At 61.5% G+C, this 23061-nt stretch carries 18 protein-coding genes; 12 read left to right on the top strand and 6 right to left on the bottom strand.

Annotation, left to right across the window (positions count from 1 at the left end; translation table 11 throughout):
* Positions 1–84: 84 nt before the first annotated feature.
* From K7R21_RS02485 to secA, 5 genes are all read right to left on the bottom strand, one after another.
* Positions 85–1395 (bottom strand): response regulator, encoded by a 1311-nt coding sequence (locus K7R21_RS02485; RefSeq protein WP_224981716.1) that lies wholly within the window; start codon positions 1393–1395, stop codon positions 85–87.
* Between the two features lie 238 nt (positions 1396–1633).
* On the bottom strand, positions 1634–2806 hold the full coding sequence (locus K7R21_RS02480) for a serine hydrolase domain-containing protein (protein WP_224983395.1): 1173 nt from the start codon (positions 2804–2806) through the stop codon (positions 1634–1636).
* A gap of 42 nt (positions 2807–2848) precedes the next feature.
* On the bottom strand, positions 2849–3256 hold the full coding sequence (locus K7R21_RS02475) for a DUF2914 domain-containing protein (RefSeq protein WP_224981715.1): 408 nt from the start codon (positions 3254–3256) through the stop codon (positions 2849–2851).
* An 87-nt stretch (positions 3257–3343) separates the two neighbouring features.
* Entirely contained in the window at positions 3344–4519 is a 1176-nt protein-coding gene (gene argJ / locus K7R21_RS02470) for a bifunctional glutamate N-acetyltransferase/amino-acid acetyltransferase ArgJ (protein ID WP_224981714.1), read from the bottom strand.
* 9 nt (positions 4520–4528) lie between these two features.
* The gene (gene secA, locus K7R21_RS02465) at positions 4529–7411 is read right to left on the bottom strand and encodes a preprotein translocase subunit SecA (RefSeq protein ID WP_224981713.1); all 2883 of its coding nucleotides are present in this window, start codon (positions 7409–7411) and stop codon (positions 4529–4531) included.
* Positions 7412–7641: 230 nt separating this feature from the next.
* Here secA and mnmH point away from each other — a divergent pair, with 230 nt between their 5' ends.
* Positions 7642–8670 carry a tRNA 2-selenouridine(34) synthase MnmH gene (gene mnmH, locus K7R21_RS02460; RefSeq protein ID WP_224981712.1) on the top strand — a complete coding sequence of 343 codons (1029 nt, stop codon included), beginning with the start codon at positions 7642–7644 and terminating at the stop codon, positions 8668–8670.
* An 89-nt stretch (positions 8671–8759) separates the two neighbouring features.
* Here the strand turns inward: mnmH and K7R21_RS02455 are convergent, their stop codons facing one another.
* On the bottom strand, positions 8760–9659 hold the full coding sequence (locus tag K7R21_RS02455; protein ID WP_224981711.1) for a DUF2156 domain-containing protein: 900 nt from the start codon (positions 9657–9659) through the stop codon (positions 8760–8762).
* Between the two features lie 238 nt (positions 9660–9897).
* On the opposite strand from K7R21_RS02455, the gene K7R21_RS02450 reads away from it, so the two are divergent.
* The 11 genes from K7R21_RS02450 to K7R21_RS02400 all read left to right on the top strand — a co-directional run bounded on the left by K7R21_RS02450 (position 9898) and on the right by K7R21_RS02400 (position 23054).
* Entirely contained in the window at positions 9898–11868 is a 1971-nt protein-coding gene (locus tag K7R21_RS02450) for a cache domain-containing protein (RefSeq protein WP_224981710.1), read from the top strand.
* Positions 11869–11903: 35 nt separating this feature from the next.
* Positions 11904–13286 carry a sigma-54-dependent transcriptional regulator gene (locus K7R21_RS02445; RefSeq protein ID WP_224981709.1) on the top strand — a complete coding sequence of 461 codons (1383 nt, stop codon included), beginning with the start codon at positions 11904–11906 and terminating at the stop codon, positions 13284–13286.
* A gap of 376 nt (positions 13287–13662) precedes the next feature.
* Positions 13663–13860, top strand: a complete 198-nt coding sequence (locus tag K7R21_RS02440) for a hypothetical protein (RefSeq protein ID WP_224981708.1) — start codon at positions 13663–13665, stop codon at positions 13858–13860.
* Positions 13861–13928: 68 nt separating this feature from the next.
* A complete protein-coding gene (locus K7R21_RS02435; protein WP_012529954.1) occupies positions 13929–14180 on the top strand; it encodes a hypothetical protein in 252 nt (83 codons plus the stop codon).
* Positions 14181–14211: 31 nt separating this feature from the next.
* Positions 14212–15264, top strand: a complete 1053-nt coding sequence (locus K7R21_RS02430; RefSeq protein WP_224981707.1) for a hypothetical protein — start codon at positions 14212–14214, stop codon at positions 15262–15264.
* Between the two features lie 869 nt (positions 15265–16133).
* On the top strand, positions 16134–16445 hold the full coding sequence (locus tag K7R21_RS02425) for a DUF485 domain-containing protein (RefSeq protein WP_183346748.1): 312 nt from the start codon (positions 16134–16136) through the stop codon (positions 16443–16445).
* A gap of 16 nt (positions 16446–16461) precedes the next feature.
* Complete coding sequence (locus tag K7R21_RS02420; RefSeq protein ID WP_224981706.1) at positions 16462–18456, top strand: solute symporter family protein; 1995 nt, start codon at positions 16462–16464, stop codon at positions 18454–18456.
* A gap of 205 nt (positions 18457–18661) precedes the next feature.
* On the top strand, positions 18662–19879 hold the full coding sequence (locus K7R21_RS02415; protein WP_224981705.1) for a putative nucleotidyltransferase substrate binding domain-containing protein: 1218 nt from the start codon (positions 18662–18664) through the stop codon (positions 19877–19879).
* A 60-nt stretch (positions 19880–19939) separates the two neighbouring features.
* Entirely contained in the window at positions 19940–20263 is a 324-nt protein-coding gene (locus tag K7R21_RS02410) for a DUF4212 domain-containing protein (protein WP_224981704.1), read from the top strand.
* The gene (locus K7R21_RS02405; RefSeq protein ID WP_224981703.1) at positions 20256–21776 is read left to right on the top strand and encodes a VC_2705 family sodium/solute symporter; all 1521 of its coding nucleotides are present in this window, start codon (positions 20256–20258) and stop codon (positions 21774–21776) included. The genes K7R21_RS02410 and K7R21_RS02405 overlap by 8 nt, the downstream gene beginning before the upstream one ends.
* A 12-nt stretch (positions 21777–21788) precedes the next feature.
* Entirely contained in the window at positions 21789–23054 is a 1266-nt protein-coding gene (locus tag K7R21_RS02400) for a putative nucleotidyltransferase substrate binding domain-containing protein (RefSeq protein WP_224981702.1), read from the top strand.
* Positions 23055–23061: the final 7 nt, after the last annotated feature.

Below are 23061 nucleotides of genomic sequence, written 5' to 3'. Positions count from 1 at the left end.
GGCAACCAAAGGGAGCAGGCGAATAATGAAAAAGGGGATCGTGAAATCCCCTGTTTCATAAGCGGATGGGCGCGACGTCCGCGTTTAGCCGCGTACGCCGCTCTTCAGTTTCCTGATCTCTTCCTTGATGATCACCTCGGCCAGGTCCGGCACCACTTCCCAGACGATCCTTTCGATCACCTCGCGGGACACCTTGGACAGGGCCGCCACCAGTTGGTCTTCGGTCAGTTCGGGAACGGCAGCCGGCTGGGCCGCCACCGGTGCTGCGGGTGCAGCCAGTGCCGCTGTAGGCGCCGCCTGAACGGGCTCGGCTGCGGCCGGTGCTACGGCCTGCGGAGCGGGCTCCTCCGTGTCGAACTCGAAGGCCTCGTATTCCGGTACGCCAAAGGCCTCTGCCTCGGCCTCGGTCTCGGCCTGCGCGGGGACCACTAGCGCGGCAGCCTCAGGCTCCTCCTCGCTGAAGGCGAAGAACTCTTCTTCGCTGACGGTGAGTGAGGAATCAACTTCCGGCTCGTCCAACTCCAGTGCCGGGCCGGTTTCCTCGATCTCTTCCGACTCGTCGAAGCTGAAAACTTCTTCCGCCTCGAACTCGGACTCGAAACCGCCTTCCGGCTCCACCACGCCGAACAGCTCGGACGCCGACTCTGCTGCGGCGGGAGTCTCCTCCTCCAACTCGAAGGCGCCCCAGAGATCGTCCTCCACGCTCGCCTCGACCGGTTCCACGTGGGCCACCGGTGCGGCAGCGGCAGGTTGCGCAGGGGCTACCGGGACCTCCCAGGCCGGCTCCTGCGCGGCGGCAGGTGCTTCCCAGTCCGGCTCGGTCTCCATGCCGACGCTCTCCCAGATGTCTTCGTCAGCGGGCGCCAGGGCTGCAGCAGCAGGGGCTGCCGCCGGTACCGCTGCGGCTGCCGGAGCTGCCGGAGCCGGTGCCATGGCATCGAGCGAGGAGAGGTCGCCCCAGATTTCCTCGGCCGCGACAGCCGGGGCGGACGGCGGTGCGACCGGGGGGGCGGTCTTGCGGGTTTTGCCCAACTCCAGCATCTCCTTGACCCGGTCGATCAGCTGCTGCGATTCGAACGGCTTGGAGATGGTGGCGTCCGCGCCGCATTCACGCGCCTTCTCCTCGTCCAGCGGCTCGAAGGCACCGATCAGGAGGACAATGGGGACCGCGCCGAGCACGGGGTCGCGGCGGATCTCTGCGCAGACCTCGTAGCCGGTCTTGCCGGGCATCAACGCGTCGACCAGCATCACGTCGGGCTTGGTCTCCCGCGCCTTGTCAAGGGCAGCTGTACCGTTGTCGACAACGGTCAGTTCAAACTCCTCGTTGGCGAAGATGATCGCCACAACCTTCTGAATGGTGATGCTGTCATCGGCGAGGAGCAGTCTATTGCCCATCTATCCCCCCTCTACTTAGGAAGCTTACTTCAGGAGTTATTGTTGCCACGACAAATTCGAGTCGTCCGGCTGATACAGAGATGATCCGGGACAAGGCTCACAGGATTTCTCGCGTATTGGACAGACAGAAGTAACGGTTGGTAATAAGGCGCAAATACATCCAGTATGACACTAAAAATGGTAAAAAAAGCTAGCATAAAGGGCGTAGGGTGTCAAGGTTTTTGCCCTTTCTTATTAATCACTCGTCATTGAAACGTGCCATGTCGCCGAACTCGACGGGAATGCCGAAGATCTGTGCGGCCAGCGTGGAGATATCGCCGCGCAACTTGTTGATCTCATGCACCTTCTTATACTCGAGGCGCGACGTGAGCAGGATGACGAAGGTGTCGGTGGCGGGATCGATCCAGATCGACGAGCCGGAGTACCCGGTGTGGCCGAAGGAGACCCGCGAGAACCCCTGTCCGCGGGGTGCGGAGAAGGGAGAGGAGATGTCCCAGCCCAGCCCCCTCACCACGGTCCCGCCGCGCGAGAAGTAGGGGGCGGTCATCTGGTCGACGGTGCGCTTGGCGAGCACGCGCCTGCCATCCAGGGAGCCGCCGGAAAGCATCATGCGGCAGAAGCGGGACAGGTCGCGGGCGGTGGCAAAGAGACCGGCATGGCCGGCCACTCCGCCCAACTGGCGGCAGAGATAGTCCTGCGGTTCACCGAAGAGGATGCGGTCGTCGCTGATGGTCCCCGAGCAGCGGGTGGCTTCCTTGGGATGAAAGGCCGTGTCGTTCATGCCCAGCGGCCGGTAAAAGGAGACCTGGGTGTAGAGGTCGAGCGGGGCGCCGGTGGCGCGGCGCACGAGCTCGGCCAGCAGGATGAAATTGAGGTCGGCGTAGCGGAAGCGGCTCCCCACCTCGCCCTTGATCTTCTGGGACGCGGCCCCCTCGATGGCGCTCTGCATGGGGTTGACGCTGGAGAGCGGGACGTCGTCCAGCCCGGAGGTATGGGTGAGCAGGTTCATCACCAGGATGGCGTCCTTGCCCTTCCCTGCCAGCTCGGGAAACCACTTGGTGACCGGGTCGAGCAGCGAGATCCTCCCCTCTTCCGCCAGTTTCAGGATAGAGGGAGTAGTCGCGATGACCTTGGTCAGCGAGGCGACGTCGAAGATGGTGTCGGTGGCCATGGGGGGTGCGTCGGGGAACGGGGAGAGGCGTCCATACGCCTTCTCGAAGAGGATCTTGTCGCGGTTACCGATGAGGACGACACCGCCGGCGATGAGGTTGCGACCCATGGCCTCCATCATCAGCGAGTCGATGCGGGGCTGGTCGGCGGCGCGGGCTGCTGTGGCGAGCAGGATGACCAGCAGGCAGCCGCAGATACTGCTCAACAGGGGGCGCAAGCGCACCCTAAAATACGTGTTCAATCTCAATGTGACTCTCTCGGTCCTGGCTGGGTACTGCCTTGTTTAGTTCATCCTGAAACTGACCGACTTGAGGACTTTCCCCTCGTTGTCCACCGCGTCGCAACGCCACTCGCCGGAAGTCCCTTTCTCCACGGCCTTGCGGCTGTAGGTGCGCCAGTGCGCCCCCTTGACCGGCAATTCGTACTCCGCCACCGCCTCGTCGTTCAGGTACCAGATCTGCTTGATGGTGGTGTCGGTATCCTCGGGGGCCGAGAACCTGGTGAAGCAGTAGAGCGCCTTGACCGAGGTGGACGAAATGCGGCGCACCGAGTCGATCGGGTTTCCCTTGATGATCTTGGTGGTGACCGCCATCTCCGTAATTTTAAGGTCACCCGCCCACGACTGGCTCCAGCCGGCGAGGGTTGCCAACAGTACAGCGGTTGCGATTGAAACAATCGTGGTGCGGCTCATGGTGCCTCCAGCAGCGGTTGCGGAGAGTGGGATGCCGGCCTTTAGCCGGTGCCGCCCCCGGCAGGAGGCGGCAGCGTTAAGTCCTGATCAGGTTCTGTAGTCGGCGTTGATGCGGACATAGTCGTAGGAGAGGTCACTGGTGTAGACCACGGCCTCGCCACCGCCGATCTTGAGGTCGATGGTAACCTTGAATTCCTTTTGCTGCAGCACACGGGTGCCGGCTGCCTCGGCGTCGCCGCCGGCGAAGATTCCGCCGGTGGCCATCACCACGTCGTCGAAGCGGATCTCGACCCGCTCCTGCTCCACCTGCGCGCCGGAGTACCCGATGGCGGCTATGATCCTGCCCCAGTTGGCGTCCTGGCCGAAGAAGGCGGTCTTGACCAGCATCGAGTTGGCGACGGCGAGCGCCGCCTTCTTGGCGTCGGCCTGGGTTGCGCCCCCCTTCACCCTGATCTCGACGAACTTGGTCGCCCCCTCGCCGTCCTTGACGATCAGCTTGGCCAGGGAAAGGAGCAGGTCGTGCAACAGCGCGGCGAAGGCGGCACCCTCCGGGGTCCCCCCCTTGATGGCCGGGTTGCCCGCGGCGCCGTTGGCGAAGATTACCGCGGTGTCGTTGGTGGAGGTGTCGTTGTCCACGGTGATGGCGTTGAACGAGCCGTCCACGGCCTGGGTGAAGGCGCTCTTCAGGAAGGCGCCGTCCACGTCGGCGTCAGTGACCAGGAACGAGAGCATGGTGGCCATGTTGGGATGGATCATCCCGGCCCCCTTGGCGATGCCCCAGATGCTGTAGGGCTTGCCGCCGGCCTCGCCGCTGCGGCGCTCGATCTTTTCGAAGGTGTCCGTGGTCATGATGGCCTTGGCCACGTCGTCCAGAGTGCCGTGGTCGAGGCCGTCCACGAGCGGCTGGATCCCCTTGCGGAAGCGCTCCATGGGGAGAGGCTGCCCGATGACGCCGGTGGAGGCGATCAGGAGTTCCTCGTCGGAAAGACCCAGGGCCTCGGCCGTTTTACGGCCACACTCGAGGGCGTCGGTCATCCCCTGTTCGCCAGTGCAGGCGTTGGCGTTGCCGCTGTTGACCAAAAGCGCGCGGCACTTGCCGTTTTGCGAGCGCTGGCGCGAAATGATGACAGGAGCCGCCTGCACCTTGTTAGTGGTATACACCGCCGCCACCTGGGCGGGGAGATCGGAAAATATCAGTGCCAGGTCGAGCCGCCCCGGCTTCTTGATGGCCGCCTCGACGGCGGAAAAGCGAAAACCTTTCATAGCACCTCCTTACTTACCGCAGCACTTCTTGTACTTCTTGCCGCTGCCGCAGGGGCAGGGCTCGTTGCGGCCGGCGTTCCTGGCGCTCTTGGCGGGACCACCCTTGCCTGCGTCCTCTTCTTCCTCTTCCTCGACCAGGTTGAAGACCATCTTCTGCGGCTTGGGCTGCTCCAGCTCGTACTGCTCCAGATCCTCCTCGGTCCCAACCTGCACCCAGAAGATCTTCTCCACCACTTCCTGGCGGATCCTGTTCATCATGTCCATGAACAGCTGGTATGCCTCGCGCTTGTACTCCTGCTTCGGGTCCTTCTGGCCGTAGCCGCGTAGGCCGATGCCCTCTTTCAGGTGGTCAATTGAAAGGAGGTGGTCCTTCCACTGGGTGTCGATGACCTGGAGCATGATCACCTTGATCAGGTGATCCATCAGATCGTCGCCGAACTCGGTGACTTTCTGGTTGAACCGGTCGCGGGTGCCGCTACGGAGCGTCTCCTCGAAGTTGACCGGGGTGATGCGGTCGAACAACTCCGGGGTGAGATCGAGGTTGAAGCCGAACAGCTTGAAGACCGTGTCGGTGATCCCCTGCCAGTCCCACTCGCGCGCCGGGGTGCGGTCGATGACGAAGGCCTGGACCACGTCGGTCACGGTCTCGTCCAGCATGCCCACGAAGCTCTTCCTGATCTCGTTGCCGGCCAGGATCTCTTTACGCTGGGTGTAGATCACCTCGCGCTGCTTGTTCATGACGTCGTCGTACTCAATCAGGTGCTTCCTGATCTCGAAGTTGTGCGCCTCGACCTTCTTCTGGGCGTTCTCGATGGCCCTGGTGATCAGGCCGTGGGTGATCGCCTCGCCCTCCTCGATGCCGAGCTTGTCCATGATCATGGAGACGCGCTCGGAGCCGAAGATGCGCAACAGGTCGTCCTCGAGAGAAAGATAGAAGCGCGAGGAGCCCGGGTCACCCTGACGTCCGGAACGGCCGCGCAGCTGGTTGTCGATGCGGCGCGACTCGTGGCGCTCGGTGCCCAGGATGTGCAGGCCACCCAGTGCCACCACCTCGTCGTGCTCGGCGGCGCAGGTCGGCTTGTGTTTTTCCACCAGTGCATCGAACTGCTTCTTGAATACCGGGAGCACCAGTTCCTGCAGCTCCTCGAAATCGATCTCTTCGTGCGCGTCCAGGTAGCCGGCAACAGCCGCGGAACAACCAGGGTAGTCCCGCTCCAGCGCCTGCAGCAGCTCTTTCTCGGCCAGGCCTTTCGCCTGCGCCTCGACGTAAGCCTGCACGAACGCCTCAGCCTTGGTCTCCTGGGTGCCGCCGAACTCCTGGCGAGCCAGACCGTCGGGATTGCCGCCCAAGACGATGTCGGTACCACGGCCGGCCATGTTGGTGGCGATGGTGACCATCCCCTTGCGCCCGGCCTGGGCCACGATCTCCGCCTCTTTCTCATGCTGCTTCGCGTTGAGGACGAAGTGCGGGATCCCCTCGCGTTTCATCAGCTCCGAGAGTTGCTCGGACTTTTCGATGGAGATGGTGCCGACCAGGATCGGCTGCCCCTTCTCGTGCAGTTCCTTGATCTCGCCGATGACCGCGTTGAACTTCTCGCGCTCGGTCTTGTAGATCACGTCCGGGAAGTCCGGGCGCAGCAGCGGACGGTTAGTCGGAATAACCACGACGTCCAGCTTGTAAATCTTGTGGAACTCCTCCGCCTCGGTGTCGGCGGTACCGGTCATGCCGGAGAGCGTCTCGTACATGCGGAAGTAGTTCTGGAAGGTGATGGTGGCGAGGGTTTGGTTCTCGTTCTCGATCTTCGCCCCTTCCTTGGCCTCGATGGCCTGGTGCAGGCCGTCGGACCAGCGGCGCCCCGGCATGAGGCGGCCGGTGAACTCGTCGACGATGAGGACCTCGTTGTCGCGCACCACGTAGTCCACGTCGCGCTTGAACAGGGCGTGCGCCCTGAGCGCCTGCTGGGTGTGGTGCAGCATCTCCATGTTGCGCGGGTCGTAGAGGTTGTCGATCTTCAGGAGCTGCTCGACCTTCAACACCCCTTCCTCGGTGAGGGTGGCGCTCTTCGCCTTCTCGTCCACGGTGAAGTCGCCGGTGTAGGTCTTTCTCTTACCGGAGAGGGTGTTGGCCTCGACCTCGATCACCTCCCCCTTCTTGAGCATGGGGATGATGCGGTCAATGATGTAGTACTTGTCGGTGGAGTCCTCGGTCGGGCCGGAGATGATGAGCGGCGTCCTCGCCTCGTCGATGAGGATGGAGTCGACCTCGTCGACGACCGCGAAGTTGAAGGGACGCTGGACGTATTCGGCCAGGTCGAACTTCATGTTGTCGCGCAGGTAGTCGAAGCCGAACTCGTTGTTGGTGCCGTAGGTGACGTCGGCGGCGTAGGCCTCGCGGCGCTCCCAGTCCTCGAGGCCGTGCACGATGACCCCGACGGTGAGCCCGAGGAATTTATGGATGCGCCCCATCCAGTCCGCGTCGCGCTTGGCCAGGTAGTCGTTGACCGTGACCACGTGCACGCCCTTGCCGGAAATGCCGTTCAGGTAGGAAGGAAGCGTCGCCACCAGGGTCTTGCCCTCGCCGGTCTTCATCTCGGCGATCTTGCCGGAGTGGAGCACCATGCCGCCGATCAGCTGCACGTCGAAGTGGCGCATGCCCAGCACGCGCTTGCCCGCCTCGCGGCAGACGGCGAACGCCTCGGGGAGCATGGAGTCCAGGCTCTCACCCTTGGCATAGCGCTCTTTGAACTGGGCGGTCTTGCCGCGCAGCTGGTCGTCGGAGAGCTTGACCATCTCGGCTTCCAGTTGGTTGATGCGATCTACAATGGGCCAGAGACGCTTCAGTTCCCGCTCGTTCTTGCTCCCGACAAACTTCTTTATAAGGGCGCCAAACATCTATGAAATCTCCTTAGCCGTAAAAACAGGATAAAAAAAACAGTGTACGCTACCACAAAAGTGAGAAACCCTCAACTGAAAAGGCGCCTGCTATGAGGCCTTTCCAGCCTTTGAGTAATGAGTGCGGTAGGAGCGGAGGTTACTGTAGGGGCGAATAATTATTCTCTCTCATTGTTGCAATCGAGGCGGCGCATCTCTATAATGAGCCCGCCCAAAAGGAGCCTGTGTACGTGGAAACGACCCTATTCAACGAAGAACTTCTGGACAGCCACCTGCTGGTGGACGTCCGTTCCCCCTTGGAATACCAAGAGGACCATATCCCCGGCGCCATCAACGTCCCGCTGCTCGACAACGAGGAGAGGGTCGAGATCGGCATCCTGCACAAGGAGGAAGGCCCATACGCCGCGCGCCGTCGCGGCCTGGAACTGACCGCGCACCGCTTCCCTGAGATGGTGCGGCAGATCGCCGACAGCGCGGCCGGCCGTCCCATCCTGGTCTACTGCTGGCGCGGCGGGCTGCGCAGCAAGACGGTCACCTCGATCCTCGACCTGGCCGGGCTGAAGGCCGTGCAGCTGATCGGCGGCTACAAGAGCTACCGCCACATCGTCGGCGACTACTTTAACCCGTACCTCCCCAAGACGCCGCTCGTCGTGCTGCACGGTATGACCGGCATCGGCAAGACCACGCTGCTGCAGCGCCTCAAGGAGCGTGGCAACTCCGTGCTCGACCTGGAAGGGCTTGCCTGCCACCGCGGTTCCGCCTTCGGCCAGCTCGGTCTGAACCAGGACCTCACCCAGAAGCGCTTCGAGACCCTCTTGTGGGACGCCATCCGCAAGGCGCCCGCCGGGCAGCCGCTCATCCTCGAAGGTGAAAGCGAGCGCATCGGCCGCGTTTCGCTGCCGGGAGACTTCTACCAGAAGATGGCCGAAGGGATCCGGGTCTGGTGCCACGCGACCCTGGAGACCCGGGTGCACCGGCTGATCGATGAGTACGGCCTCCCCGAGTACAAGGAGGAGATGGGGGTCGCGCTGCAGCGCATCAGGAAGAAGCTGGGGGGAAAGCGGTGCGAAGAACTGGCCGAAAACCTGGAGCGCTGGGAAATGGAAGATTTCATGAAGGGCCTGGTCTGCGACTACTACGACAAGGTCTATTACAAGAACCGGACCTGGGAGGCGGACTTCAACCTGGACATGGAAGATTTCGACCGGGCGGCCGAAGAGCTGGAAGAGCGCCTTACCTCACTGCTACCCCGGAGCTAAACGTCCCCTCCCCTGGAGGGGAGGGACAGGGAGGGGGCTTTGATCGCCGCGTGCCCCCCTCCCAGCCTCCCCCCTCCAGGGGGAGGGGACTAGATTTTCCTCACCCGATATTTCACCACCAGCTCCACCGGATGGTAGGAAAGCTTCGCCTGTCGCAGCGACTCCTCGCCGAGGTCCTGCTCCCGGTTCAGGTAGGTGCAGTCGGTGAACAGAAGGCGGGAGAACTCCCGGTCCAACATCTGAGAGAGGCCCTCCATGAAGAGGTCCCCCTTCTCGAAGTGACAGACCGCCGTCTCCCGGTTCAGCCGCTCTCCCAGCGCGAAGCCGCGCACCACATCATCCACCAGGATTACCACACCGGAAAGCCCCAGTTCGCGGTGCAGCCTGAGTGCCTCCGCCGCGCCCTCGATCTCGCCCCGCACCGAGCCCCCCTGCCCCGTCCCGCGCGGCACGATCTCCGTCCTGACCCGCCCCCATTCCTCCAGCAGCGCCAGCGCCCCGGGCAGGTGCCCGTCGTTCATTATCTCGACCTGGTGCCGGTGGCGGTTGAGGAAATAGTTCACCCGGTTTTTCTTCTTGTGGTACTGCTTCCCGTTGAGCTGCGCCATCTCGTCCTTTAGGTGCAGGTAGTCGAAGTTGTTGCGGTCGGCGGTCGCCTCCATCCCCTCGCCGCCGCCGAGATGGCGGTCTATGAAGGCGTCATCCGCGCCGTACAGGGTGAGCCCCTGGTCGAGCAGATCCCGGGCCGCCGCCGCGATGTCGCCGCCAAAAGGGGGCAGGAAATAGTTGGAGCCGTCGTAGCCGCACCCCAGGGCGACTACCGCGTCGCCGACCAGCGTCAGCCGGTACTTGTGCACCTTGCGGAACAGGTAGAGGTTCGCGAAGGTGAGCTCCGAAACGCGGGGTTGCAACTCCCCGAAAAGCCCGTCCAGCAGGGGTTTGTCCTGCAGGTCGATGGCGCGACTTTGTGGGTAACGTGGAATTTCCATCTGTCTCTCCCGGGAAAAATCTGTCTCAGTATACTCATTTTTTTGCAGAATTGCGAAAAAAGGACTGGCATTTCCCATACCGTATACGGTAGTATCGCGCTTAATCTACCGGTAGTGTTTGCAAAAAGCTGTTTTGGCATCTGTAAAGCCAGTATCCATAACGCGGAATGGTTCCCTCCCACTCAAAGAGAGCCAGGTTGATCACGGCAAAAAGAAAACGGATTTTTCCGGGGGCGCAGTGCAGAGATATCTCTTCAATGTCATAAAGAACCTGAAACTGCGCTGGAAGATGGTGGTACTGGTGCTCCCCCTGGTGATCATCCCTATTTTCCTGGTCGGTGGCATCATCGGCTACATCTCCACCAAGCAGGCCTACCTCGGCATCACCCAGACCAGTAAGGACGACCTGCAGCACATGGCCTCCTTCACGGTCGACCTTCTCAATTCACATTACCAGCAGTTTCAGGTCTACAAGCAGGACAAGGAAAAGACCTTCCACGAAGAATTGAAGACAGTGAGCGAGCTGGCCTACAACGTGGTCAAGAGCCAGCACAACCTGCAGAAGTCCGGACGCATGGACCTGGCGACCGCCATGCGCGAGGCCAGGAACGCGCTCCTCAAGGTGAACGTCGGCAAGACCGGCTACATCTACGCCATGAACAGCCGCGGCGAACTGAAGGTCCACGTGGCCCAGGAGGGGACCAACGTCTCCGAGAGCCGGGACGAGACCGGCCGCTACTTCATCAAGGAGATGATCGAGAAAGCGCACCGTGCCAAGCCGGGCGAGGTGCTCTACATCGTCTATCCCTGGAAAAACGCTGCGCTGGGCGACAAGTCGCTCAGGAAAAAGGTGGTCGCCTACCGCTACTTCAAGGAGTGGGACTGGATCATCGCCGCCGGCGGCTACCTCGAGGAGACCTACGAGGACCTGGCCTTCGAGCGCCGCTCCTTCGAGGCACTCAAGGAGAAGATCAAGAGCAAGAAGGTGGGCAAGACCGGCTACATCTATGCCATGGACAGCTCCGGCAACTTCATGATCCACCCCACCGGCGAAGGGAAGAACTTCCTCAACGCCCAGGACTCTAACGGCCAGCACTTCATAAAGGAGATGTGCGAGCGCAAAAACGGCTGGATCCGCTACCCCTGGAAGAACAAGGGCGATGAGGCGCCGCGCATGAAAATCGTGCGCTACGAGTACTTCGAGCCCTGGAACTGGATCGTCGCGGTAGGCTCCTATGAGGAGGAATTCTACCAGGAGGCCAACGCCATCAAGGGGCGCATCCTGGAGAGCATGGTGGTGCTCACCATCCTGGTCTCGGTGCTGTCGGTGTTCATGGTGCTGCTCGCCTCGCGCGTCATGACCGAGCCGATCAGCAAGATGATCGAGGTGATCCGCAAGGTCAAGCAGGGAAGACTGGAAGAGACCATGCCGGTCGAATCCGAGGACGAGCTGGGCGAACTGGCCCACGCCTTCAACCGGATGACCAGAATCATCAAGCACAACAAGGAACTGGAGGCGAACCTCGCCCAACAGGGCAAGATGGCGTCGCTCGGTGTACTCTCCTCGGGGGTCGCCCACGAGATCAACAACCCGCTCGGGGTAATATTGGGCTACGCGGCCTATATCGAGAAAAAGCTCACCCCGGAAGACCCCAACTACAAGTTCATCCACGAGATCAAGCGCGAGAGCAAGCGCTGCAAAAAGATCGTCCAGGACCTCCTCTCCTACGCCCGGACCCCGCAGCCGAACCTGGAGGAGACGGACATCAACGACCTCCTGGAACAGATCGTCGACTTCGCCGCCAACCACACCGACATGCACCACGTCACCGTGAAGAAGAGCTTCGACCGCTCCCTGCCGCCGATCATGGTGGACGGCGACCAGTTGCGCCAGGTGGCCATCAACCTGATCCTCAACGCGGGCGCGGCTATGCAGAAGGGGGGCGAACTGGTGGTGAGCACCGAGGCGGGGGGCGAGGAGTGGGTGAGTCTCAAGTTCCGCGACAACGGCGCCGGCATCTCGCCGGAGCACATGGAGAAGATCTTCGAGCCCTTCTTCACCACCAAGGTGAAGGGGACCGGGCTCGGGCTTGCCATCACCAGGCAGATCGTGGAACAGCATCACGGCAAGATCGGCATCGAGAGCGAAATCGGCGTGGGAACCACCGTCGAGGTGCGCCTCCCCCTGCAAAGGGACGAATACTGCTAAAACTGCCCGCCGAGCGCGGCTGACGGAGTAGGTCCATGACCAAGAAACGGGTGATGTTGGTAGACAACGAGGAGGGACTGTGCCGGATGATGGAGGCGGTCCTCTCCGATAACGGGTACGCGGTGTCCGCGTTCACCAGGAGCTTCGAGGCGGCCGAGAGCTTCCAGGCCGGCCAGTGGGACCTCCTGGTTACCGACATCAAGATGCCGGGCATGGACGGGCTGGAGCTGCTGCAGAAGGTGAAGCAGAAAGACCCCGCCATACCGGTGATCATGGTGACGGCCTACGCCACCGTGGAGATGTCCATCCAGGCCCTGAGGAAGGGGGCCTACGACATGCTTACCAAGCCGTTCGAGCCTGAGGAGCTTCTGTACCGGGTCAAGAACGCGCTGCAGCACACCCGCCTCATGGAGGAGAACCGCGAACTGCGCGAGGAGTTGGTCGGGCGCTTCAACTTCGGCAACATCATCGGCGCATCGAGGGCGCTGAAGGAGGTGCTGGAGCGCGTGGAGAAACTCGCCGTGCGCGACACGTCGGTGCTCATAACCGGCGAGTCCGGCACCGGCAAAGAACTGATCGCCCAAGCGGTGCACTACAATTCACCCAGGAAGGAGAAGAAGTTCGTCGCCATCAACTGTGGCGCCCTCCCCGCCTCTCTCCTCGAGAGCGAACTGTTCGGCTACAAGAAGGGGGCCTTCACCGGCGCCACCGAGAACCGGCGCGGCCTCTTGGAGACCGCCGACGGCGGGACGCTCTTTTTGGACGAAGTGGGCAACCTCCCCATGACCGTACAAAAGACCCTGTTGCGCTTTCTCCAGGAGCAGGAGTTCAACCGACTCGGCGACCCCACCCCCACCAAGGTCGATGTCCGCATCCTCTCGGCCACCAACGCCGACATGAAACAGGGGGTGAAAGCGGGGGAGTTCCGCGAAGACCTTTATTACCGCCTGAACGTGGTCAACATCCACCTCCCCCCGCTGCGGGAAAGAAGGGACGACATCGCCCTGTTGGCGGCACACTTCATCTCGCTGCAAAACACCAAGTTCGGCACCCACATCAAGGGACTCACCCACGACGCCATGGAAGCCGCGGTTGACTTCGCCTGGCCCGGCAACATCAGGCAACTCAAGAACGTGATCGAGGCCTGCATCGCCATGGAGAGCAGCGACTACATCACCCTGCCGGTATTGTCCCAGTTCATCGAGGTGGTCCCCACCGACACGGCGGGCGAGGCGCTCTCCGAGGAGGGGGAATACTCCAAGGCGCTGATGCGTTTCGAGACCGAGTACCTCAGGGGCCTTTTGCGCAAAAACCAGGGCAATGTGGAGGCGGCCGCCAGAGAGGCGGGCACCAACATGGCCACCATCTACCGCAAGATCAAGAAATACGGGATCAGGAAGGACGAGTACAACAGCTGACCCCCGCCGGATCAAGGGGCGGCCGCTTTTGCAGCATTGCAAAAAACGGGTGCAGCCCCCTTGCAGGCTTGCAAATGCAGCCACAGCGCCCCGCCTTCGACACGTAACTTCCTGTTTTGCCATCACTTTAGCGTCACAGGCTCGAACCACCCACCCGCGAGCAAGGTTAACTCCCGCTTCGCCCCCCTTTAATATTTCTTTGCGATTCTGCAAAAGTGTCCCTTTCGCCGCCGCCCCCGCCGCTAGCCCCATCCCTGCAACCAATTGGTTTATCAGGGGTTTACAACGCATCCACCGGTAAACGGCAAATTGGTACGGCAGTTGCTAATACTGTCTACGTCACCCTTTCTTTACGTTGTACAAGGTATGAGGTCCTATGCAGCAAGCGACGGTCTGCCCCTTCTTCGGCAAAAATGATGATTACTGCGACGTGGGTTGCGGCTACATTTCGCCGCACGACGTCAAGCAGATCATCACCTTCTGCAGTTGCCGTTACCGGGAGTGCCTCAAATACCAGGAGCTGTCCGACCGGGTACCGGTAGGACAACTCGATTCCAACCTCTGCCTGGTGTAGCCGACGGGTAAAGCCGGGCGGGGGCGAATCAACAGCAGCTTTGCATTACTTTGGAAAAGGAGAACGCGATGAGTGAAAAAGAACTTGAACTGCTCTCGAGGCTTGAGGAGTTGGAGCGGCATACCTGGCGCAATTCGGCCATCCTGCGCGCCGTCGCCATGGTAGCCTTCACCGCCATGATCGGGATTGTGATCGCCTCCGGCGTGGTCGGTGGCGGACGCGGCAGCCACTGGTCCGGGCCGGCCTGGAACACCATGTGGCTCTACGGCCTCTTCGCCGCCAACGCGGTCTCCATGTTCTGGACCACCCATAAGGAATAACGCGCCCGGCGCCGATTAGGAGGAACATCACATGCCGATGAAACTGTCAAACGTGATACTTCTTTTACTGGTCGTCGTCCTCTGCGCGACCTTTTCCCTGAGGATCTTCCAAGGGCTCGACGAGATGATGGGGGACCAGTACTGGGTGGTGGATACCACGCAAGGCGACCATGGCTGGTACGGCATGGGGCTCCTCCCCCACGTGAAGAAGGTACCCAAGGAAGTGGTCCAGGCGGTCAACACTGACCCCGACAACGACGAGAAGTACATCATCTACGCCCAAAACGGCGACTTCGCCGGCAACTCGGTGTACGGCATCTGCCTGGGCATCCCGCTCATCATGTACCTGATCTGGTTTGCGTTCATCCTGGGCTTCCCGGACCGCATCGACCCGTATCTCCTGCCGCGGCGCATCTTCACCCTGACGGTGATCATCATGTGCTCAGTGATCGTGAACCTGTTCCTGATGCGCATCGCCGCCGACTTCGCCCGCGACCCCATGTCCCGCATCGCCAACGTCGCCGGCAACCACGCTTCGCTCTTGTTCCACAATGCCGGCATCTGGTTCGCCATCCTCTTCTCAGCGCTCGGGACCCCGAACCACTCCATGCGCGAGACCGCCGCACCGGACAGCCGCAACTGGCAGACCCAGGCCAACGAGAAGTTCAACTGGATGTTCGTGCTGCTCTTCGCTGTCACCATCCTCGAGGTGGCCCTGGTCAAGAACAAGCTGGCCCTTCCCGACGCCGCCGTGGACTACTCGGTCTGGATCATCCTGGTGGTGATATTCATGCGCATGTTCGGCTTCTCGCCCAAGTACTGGGTCAAACGGGGACGCGGTATCGCCATCATGTTCGCCGGAACCCTGATCACCCTTCCCGTCTTCTACCTGCTGGAGCGGGCCACTGGGACCCTCGGCGCCGGCTTCGCCTCGCCGATTCTCAGCAAGGCCCTCGGCCCGGAGAACGCCAACATCGGCCTTTCCCTGATGGTTTCCATCTATCTCATCTTCTGGATGGAGTTTGCCGCTGCAATCAGAATGAACGGCCCGTCACATCGACTGACAACGGAAAAGCACGTGTAGTTAATTCTTAATACGCTACTGTACAAAGAGGGGAAACCAATCAAGGTTTCCCCTTTGTTTTTCAACTTTTATGTCACGAAGTAGTCAATGTTTCAAACAATGTGATCTTGAAAGTACTACCTCCCATTGCTGCCACATCACGATGTTCACACATCGCGCCACAGAACTCCCTTCCACAGTACATCATCCTGGCTACCCTTTGCGCTCGCTGTCATTTTGAAAGGTCTGCAGGCCCCACTAAGCTACATGAGGCTCCCAAAGCCAGTACGGAAGCAGACGTGCTCCCCAAGGAACATCGCGTTTACCACGGAATAGTGCATTGGCGGGGCCGAAGCTCCGCGAGATTGAGTAACGCAATTGTTTGACACAATTATGCGACAGCGTTTGAGCAAACTCCAAAACGGCACCACGAAATTGGCGAAAAAGCGCCCACACCCACTACAGCCCAACAATAATAAAAAATAATTTACGGTACTCTTTTCTTTTTTGACGTGTGATTTACAATATTTGCGAGCAACCAGATCGTAAAACAAAGCCCATTTAGGACCGCAAAAAATTTAGAACGATGTTTATTTTTATTGTACATTTGAAAATCATGTGGTACAACAAACTCACGTATACGGAAAATGCGAGGGTGCCATGAAGCAGCAACAAACGCCGATACGGACCATCTAATCAACCAAGCCCCACAAAAACAGACACTTACAAGGCGGCACTACAAACAGAACGCTTTAACCATTTCTAGCAAAACAGCATCGACGGTTTTAGAAACAAAATTTAGAGATCAAGAAAGGGGGATTTATCGGGAACTGAAACCAGAGGGGCGGGACGCCGCCGCAACGCATCTTACTGAGAAAGGAGTGACAACCATGGCAGAAAAACAGTACGACTGGAAAGCAATCGCAAAGAATCCCAAATTCGTGGAGCTACATCACAAGAAGACAGCCTTCCTTTTCGGGTGGTGGATTTTCTCCTGTGTGTACTATTTCCTGCTCCCCATCGGGGCGGCTTACACACCGGGGATCTTCAAGGTCAAAATCATTGGCGTCGTCAATTTCGGGTACATCTTCGCACTCTCCCAATTCTTCGTCTCCTGGGGGATTGCACTCTACTACTCGCACGTTGCCAACAAGGACTTTGACCGGTTGACCAGGGAACTGATCGACGAATTACATCTCTAGGAAAGGAGGACAGGACATGACCATCAAGAAGATATTCATAGCAGCCAGCTTGGCCCTCTCGGTAGCCGCGGCGGCCTACGCCGATGAGCAGAAGGCACCCGCAGCCGGTGCGGCGCCCGCGATGAGCGCCCCGGCAGCCCAGGGAGCCCCTGCCGCCACAGCGGCGGCACCCGCGCCCAACGCGGCCGCTTCCGTGGCCACCCCTGCTCCCGCAACACCCGCACCGGTCAAGAAGGAACTCAAAACCAACAAGACCATCACCATCGGTATGTTCCTGGCCATCATCGCCATCACCATGGGCGTCGTGGTCTGGGCGGCCAAGCAGACCAAGTCCGCAGCGGACTTCTACGCAGCGGGCGGCGGCATCACCGGCACCCAGAACGGCTGGGCCATCGCAGGCGACTACATGTCGGCGGCCTCCTTCCTGGGTATTTCCGGCCTCATCTCGCTCTATGGCTATGACGGGTTCATGTACTCGGTCGGCTGGCTGGTGGCGTACATCACCGTGCTTCTGATCGTAGCGGAACCCTGCCGCAACGCGGGCAAGTACACCCTGGGTGACATCCTCTCCTTCAGGACCTCGCCCAAGCCGGTGCGCGCCTTCGCCGCCATCTCCACCGTTGCCGTATCCACCTTCTACCTCACCGCCCAGATGGTCGGTGCAGGCAAACTGATGGCACTTCTGGTCGGCATCCCCTACAAGATGTCCATCATCGGCGTCGGCATCCTCATGGTCGGCTACGTCGTCTTCGGCGGCATGGTCGCTACCACCTGGGTTCAGATCATCAAGGCAGGCCTGCTCATGTCGGGCGCGTTCCTGCTCTCCTTCCTGGTCATGATCAAGGCAGGCTTCAACCCGATCGGCTTCTTCAACACCATCGTGTCCAGCCCGGACATCCAGGACCACGTTTCCAAACTGGTGCTCAAAGACGGCGTCATCCTCTCCGGCATGGACGCTGGCCAGCGCTTCCTCGAGCCCGGTCTGTACCTCAAGAACCCGCTCGATCAGATCTCCCTGGGCATGGCTCTCGTGCTCGGTACCGCAGGTATGCCGCACATCCTGATGCGCTTCTTCACCGTGCCGACCGCACAGGCCGCACGTAAGTCCGTCATCATCGCCATGTTCATCATCGGCGGCTTCTACATCCTGACCACCCTGCTCGGCTTCGGCGCAGCCATCCACCTGACCCCGCAGGGCATCACCGCGATCGACCCGGGCGGCAACATGGCTACACTGATGCTGGCACAGCAGATGGGTGCGGACATCGCACCGATCGTCGGCGACCTCTTCCTCGCCTTCCTGTGCGCCGTCGCATTCGCCACCATCCTCGCCGTGGTCTCCGGCCTGGTACTGGCAGCCTCCGCGGCCATCGCTCACGACATCTACGTCAACGTGATCAAGGACGGCCACGCCGACCAGCACGAGCAGGTCTTCGCAGCCCGCGCTACCTCCTTCGTGGTAGGCGCCTGCGGCATCATGATCGGCCTCGCCGCCGAGAAGCAGAACGTCGCCCACCTGGTGGCACTGGCCTTCGCCGTCGCAGCCTCCGGCAACCTGCCGGTCGTCATCCTCTCGCTGTTCTGGAGGAAGTTCAACACCGCCGGCGTCATCTCCGGCCTGCTGGTCGGCACCATCGCCTCCATCGGCCTGGTGATGGTATCCCCGAACATGACCTACCCGAAAGTTGTCGCCGCCGGCGCCAAGAAGGTAGTAGCCGCAATGGAGAAGAAGCAGGCCGCACTGCCGGCCGGCCAGACCCTCACCGAGAAGGACGCCAAGGCACTGGCCAAGGCGAAGGTCGACGCGCAGCAGGACGGCACCTCGATCGTGGGCCTGGACAAGCCGCTCTTCACCCTGAAGAACCCGGGCATCATCTCCATCCCGCTGGGCTTCATGGCCGCCATCCTGGGCGCCCTGGCCTTCCCGAACAGGCGCTCCGAGGAGATGTTCGACGAGGTCTACGTCCGCCAGAACACCGGTTTGGGTATGGCCAAGGCAGTCGAGCACTAACAACCAGCAACATAGCAGCATGGAATTGGGGAAGGGAAACCTTCCCCAATTTTTTTGTCCAGCGCCAAGTGTTTCCCAACCTATACTGCTCGGTACCGGGTGAAAAAAGTCAACGAATTGTCTCAGTTATCTGCAAAACAGTTTTACATCGTGGATTTTTTCTGTAGAATCAACGCCAGCGAGTTTTAATAAGAGGTAGCCGCGCATGCCCCATCAGATCTACCCACCGGAGCCAAGCGACGAGCAACTCCTTTCGGAGTTGTTGGGGGAGGTGCATGCCCTGCTCCCGCTTTTGGACCGGAACGAGGGGAAGAAGCTGCTGGAAGGGCTGGTGTGGCACACCTCGGAAGAACTGGGCAAACTGCGCCTGTACTCGGGGCGGGAAGAGGCGATCGTCGAGCGGATCGCCGTCGAGACCGATTACACGGTGCTCCTGAAACTCCACGATGAGCTGAACCTCCTCGAGATGGAGCGCTTCCTCAACTTCTATTCCGTCACCGCCCTCCATGAGAACTGCACCTGGTACCGCGATGCCCTGGCCGGCCGCGCGCTGGAGCTGGTGGCAGCCGAGATGCCCTCCCCCCCGCCGGTCCCCTTCGCCCTGATCAGTATGGGGAGCGATGGCCGCGAGGAACAGACCCTCATCACCGACCAGGACTACCTGATCGTCTACTGCGACGACGGCGGCGAGCCTGCCGACCGTTACTTCCAGGAGTACAGCCGCATCCTCGTGGAGCGCCTGGCCGAGATCGGCTTCAAAAAGTGCACCGGCGGCATCATGCCGGTAAACGACAACTGGCGTGGGTCGCTGGCACAGTGGCAGCGCCGGCTGCACGCCATCGTGCGCTACGAGACCGAGGACTACGGCAAGAACATGATGGACCTGATCGTGCTTTCCGACGCCCGCTTCGTCGCCGGCGACGCGGAACTCGCCGGCAAGCTCGTCTCACTGATCCGCGCACTGTTGCAGGACTACTTCATGGCTCTATGGGGCATGGCCAAGGCCGCCACCGAGATGAAGCTGGCCCTTGGCTTCCTGAAGCGGTTCTGGACCGAGGGGAGTGGCGAGCACAAGGGGGCTTTCAACCTGAAACTGCTGGCTTGGGCCCCCCTGGTCATGAACGTGCGCATCCTGGCCATCAACCAGGGCATCCCCGCCACCTCGACCGTGAGGAGGATCGAGCTCCTGGAAAAGGAGCACAGCTTCTCGGCCAACATGGCGCGCGGGCTGGTGGCTGCCTACCGTATCCTCACCAAGCACCGCATCCTGCTCCAGATCAAGGTGATCAAGGGAATCCAGAACGACGCCTACTACCTGAACCCGTATTCGCTCCCCTCAGACGAGAGGGAGCGCATGAGGCAGGCGCTGCTGCTCATCGAGGACTTGCAAAAGACCATTCACACAAACTTTTCAATAGTTTAGGTGAGCAACGGCTGCGCCGCGCCACGCTTTTTCCCGAGCGGCGCCATCAGCGGAGGAAACATGAGCCGACCCGAAAAGCCCTACAAGGTCAACCTGTTCCGCCCCAAGGCGGGGCACATGCGGGACGAGGTGCACATCATCCTCGCCATCCTCTTTGGCTGGGGAGTCTGCACCTTCGGCTTCCAGTTCCTGGTCTACGCCTGCCGTGGCACCGGCGCGGGGAGCCTCTTGACCCGTCTCACCCTGTTCAACCTGCCGCTGCACTTCTGGTTCACCGGCCAGTTCCTCCCCCTGTGGTTCATCGTCCTCTGTGTCATCTTCAACATCTACGTCGATCGCATCAGCGAGTACCACAGCCGCAAGAGAGACAGAAGCTATGAATGACTCGTCCTGGTCCATCTTCGTCGTTCTGCTGGTGATGCTCTCCTTCATCCTGGTCGGCCTCAGGCAAAAGTCGCGCGAAAGCCAGGAGTACGGCTTTGGCGGGCGCTACACCGGCAGGATCGGCGGCGGCGCCGCCATCGCCAGCAATTGGATGAGTGCGGCGAGCCTCATGGGCCTGGCCGGCATCATCTACCTGCGCGGTTACCTGGGGCTCTCCTACGTGATCGGCTGGACCGGGGGCTACGTGCTGCTGCTGGTGCTCCTCGCCAGCCAGATCCGGCGCTTCGGCAAGTTCACCACCCCGGAGTTCGTCGGAGAACGCTACGGCTCCCCCGCCGCGAGGCTCATGGCCGCGGTGATCGCCATCGCCATCTCGGTGATCTACTGCGTGGCCCAGTTCAAGGGGATTGGGCTCATCTTCGCCTTCATGTTCGACATCGGTTACGAGCAGGGGGTGACCTACGGAGCGCTGGCCGTGGTCTCCTACCTGGTGATCTCCGGCGCGCTCGGCGTCCCTCGCAACCAGCAGCTGCAGTACATGGTCATCTGCGTTGCCTTCATCGTCCCGCTCATGTGGCTGGCCAGAAAGCTCGGATACTTCTGGCTGCTGCCGCAGTTCGGCTACGGTCGGGCCCTGACCGACCTGGCCAGCGAATTCCGTATCGACTTCACCCTCCCTTTCGCCGGGGACTCGCTCTTCGAATGGTGCGCGCTCTGCTTTACGCTCATGGTCGGGACCGGGGGGCTCCCCCACGTGCTGTCGCGCTTCTACACCGTCCCCAACGTCCGTGATGCCCGCTGGAGCGTGGTCTGGGGACTCTTCTTCATCGCCCTCATCTACTGGTCCGCCCCGGCCTTCGCCGTGTTCGGCAGGCTGCTCGAGGCGCGTCACGGCATCCCCTTTACTCCCGATGCGGCGCGCGCCGCCGCCGACGTGATCGCCCTGAAGACCGCCCTCATGGCCGGACTTCCAGGTTGGCTGGTGGGCGTCCTGGCTGCAGGTGCGCTGTCCGCGGCCTTTTTCACCGTGGCCGGTCTGTTGATGACCGGGGCCGCCTCCATCTCCCACGACCTTTTCTACAGCTTCATAAACCCCAGGGCCAGCGAGACGGCACGCATGCAGGTGGCCAAGGGGGGAACCCTGGTGCTAGCCGCGCTGGTGCTGTTACTGGCGCTCAACCCGCCGGGCCTCATTGCCGAGATCACCGCGGTCGCCTTCGCCCTGGCCGGCAACACCATCTTCCCGCTGTTCCTGTTGGGCATCTGGTGGGATCGGGCCAACCGTTACGGCGCCATCGCCGGAATGGTCACCGGCGTTCTTTGCACCGTCGCCAGTCCGCTTCTGGGCGGGGTTCTGCCCGGAGTGGCGTCCTATTTTCCGGTCACCGCCTCGGCCCTGTGCGGCGCGCCACTGGTCATCTGCGTCATGATCGCCGTATCCCTGGCAACTCCCGCCCCTCCCGAGGAAATGCGCCGTTTCCTCGAGCAGGAGGTGCACGGGCACCTGGATTAGGAGAGACCTGTTATGCCCATGCTTTTGGGAACCAAGGGTGACGAGATCCTCAAGTGGCGCGCCAGCGTGGAGCTGGTGGCAAGCCTTAAGCAGCGCCTTGAGCGCAAGTGGGGCAGCAGTTCGTCGCGCGAGGCGGAGGCCTTTCTCGGCACGCTGATTGATTCCGTCAAGGAGGAGCTGATCTACGAGGGGCAACTTGACGAGGAACTGGCCGCGCTGGATCAGGCCGTTACCGAGGCGCCCACGCCGGCGACGCTGGTGCCGCTCCAGGCACGCTACCGGGAACTGGTTGCCGCCCACTTCCGGCGTCGCAGTTCCCCCCTGGCCCTGTGCGGCGCTTGCAACGCCCTGCACGACCAGGTGCTGCTGCGGGCTGCACAACTGGCCGAGGAGCGCATGCGTGACCTCGGTCAGGGCACGGCGCCGGTCTACGCATTGCTCGTTTCCGGGGATCGTGGCCGCGGCGAACAGACCCTCTACAGCCGCAACCGCTACCTGCTGCTGCACCAGCTTGACTCCCAGCGTTTCTTCCTGTTCAGCCACCAGCTCACCCTGGCGCTCCAGGAGTCGGGGCTTCTTGCCGACGGCGAAGTTCCCTGGCACGGCTCCCTTACCGAATGGCGTTCGTTGTTGAAAAACGGCGACCGGCAGCAGCCAGCCCCACCGGAACTGGAGCCGATGCTCCCGTTCGCCGCCGCCCAGAAACAGGAGGCACCGCCGCTTCCCGAGTGGCGCTGGCGCCTGGAGTCGATGGCCGACCTGTGCCACGTGGCGGGTTTCGAGCCGCTGGCCGAACAGGCACTCACCGCGGCGGCGGCCGCCCTCAAGGAACAGCGCGGGCGCGATCCCTTCTTCCAGCTGGCGCGCCGGGTCATCAACCTCCCCCTCGCCCTCGGACACTTCGGGCGCTGGCGACTGGAACGCGGCGGCGAACACCAGGGGGAGATCGACATCGAGACGCTGGGCCTCTCCCCCCTGATTCAGCTAGTCCGTATCCTGGCGCTGCAGGCGGAGGTACACGAAGGAGGAACGCTGGAGCGGATACGGCAGCTCCTGTACCGCGGCGCACTGGACGTGGACCTGGCTGAGCGACTCTTGAAGGCACTGCAGTGCCTGATGCAGTTGAGGATCGAGGGTGAGATCCGCAGCGAAGGGGCGGCAGCCTTCGCCAACCCGGAGGAGTTCAGCATGGCCCTGGACGGACGGCTGCGCAGCGCGCTGGAGGCGGTGCTCAACCTGCAGAAGATCGCCTACCAGCGCATGGTGGGACAGGTATAGGACCGGC

Source organism: Geomonas agri (genome assembly GCF_020179605.1).
In the GTDB taxonomy this organism is placed as follows: domain Bacteria; phylum Desulfobacterota; class Desulfuromonadia; order Geobacterales; family Geobacteraceae; genus Geomonas; species Geomonas agri.
This window is presented reverse-complemented; position numbering and strand designations above follow the sequence as displayed.